Raw genomic sequence first — 1,441 nt, 5'->3', positions numbered from 1 at the left:
GGGGATCGTTGTGGTCTGCTGAGGTGGCGAGGGTTGTGCAGCTGTTGGTGCCTAGTTGTGGGGTGGGGGTGGCTGGGTTTGGTGTGTTGGTGGGGTGTGGGGGTGCCTAGCTGCGGGGTGGGGGGGTTGGGTGGGGGGTATTTTTCGAGGGTTTGGGTTGTTCCCGGCTGTTGAGGATGTCGTTGCTGTGTCTGGTGTGTTGCGTTCTGCGGGTTCGGTTGGCGTCGTGTCCCTTGCGCGTGGGGTGGTGCGTGCGGGGTTGAGGGTTGCTGGTCGGGTCGGGGCGTTGACCGTTGCGGTTGCGGTGGTGTTGGGGGGCAGTGGGGGCAGTGCTGTGGCGGCGGCTTCTGTGGGGGCGCCTTCTGGTGTGGTGTCGTTTGTTTCTGGTCCCACGGTGGGTGGGACGATGGTGACGGGCAGTGTCCCGGGGGTGCGTTTCACCCAGGTGTCTGCTGGTTATGCATACGCTCTCGCGATTGGTGATGACGGCAACACGTACTCGTGGGGAGTCAACCATCTAGGTCAGCTTGGTAACGGTACGACCACTGATCGGGTCACGCCCGGGTTGGTGAAGACACCCGATGGTGTCCGCTTCACCCAGGTTGTGGCGGGCCTCCAGCATTCGTTGGCGATTGGTGATGACGGCAACACCTACTCCTGGGGAGGACGAATCGGCGCCGGGTTGTGGGACCCGAGCGGCATTCCTACCCTTCTTTCCACACCAGCGGGTGTCCGGTTCGTTCAGCTCGCCGCCGGAACCGACAGCTCTTACGCGGTTGGTGATGATGGGAACGCGTATTCGTGGGGGTGGAATGTGTATGGACAGTTGGGTGACGGTACGCATTTCAACCGTGGCGCTCCGGTACGGATGCAAGGCCCCCCGGGGGTGGGGTTCACGTATGTCGCCGCGCACGCCACCTACTCGTTCGCGATCGGTGACGACGGCAACACGTACGCGTGGGGGTACAACCAGAACGGGGAGCTCGGGACAGCTGGTCTGGGTTCAGGGCGGGTGGATCTGCCAGCCGGTGTGAACTTCACCCAGGTTGCTGCGGGCAACACACGCTCTTTGGGTCTTGGCGATGATGGCAATACGTACGCGTGGGGGACTGCGGCCGGTGACGGCACAATCGATCATCACCGGACCCCGATCCAGGTGCAGGTTCCGGCGGGTGTACGTTTCACGTCGGTCAGCGCGGGCGATACCACCGTTTTCGCTTTGGGCGATGACGGTCATGCGTACGGGTGGGGGGGCAACTTGCACGGCCAGGTGGGGGATGGGACGACCGATCGTCGGTTGGTTCCGGTGAGGGTTGCGGTTCCCGAGGGGGTCCGTTTTGTTCAGGTTTCTGGGGGGGAGAACCGTTTCGCGACGGCGGTGGGTGATGATGGGAACATTTACACCTGGGGGTGGGCTGATTCGGGTCAGTTGGGAGACGGG

General features: G+C 63.3%; 1 protein-coding gene. It reads left to right on the top strand.

Features of this window, described 5'->3' with window-relative positions; genetic code table 11:
* Positions 1-430: 430 nt before the first annotated feature.
* The coding region (locus ACT53O_RS00005; RefSeq protein ID WP_476150838.1) for an RCC1 domain-containing protein at positions 431-1,441 on the top strand (1,011 nt) is incomplete at its 3' end.

The sequence above is a fragment of the Microbacterium sp. DMC48 genome, assembly GCF_056313825.1.
This window is presented reverse-complemented; position numbering and strand designations above follow the sequence as displayed.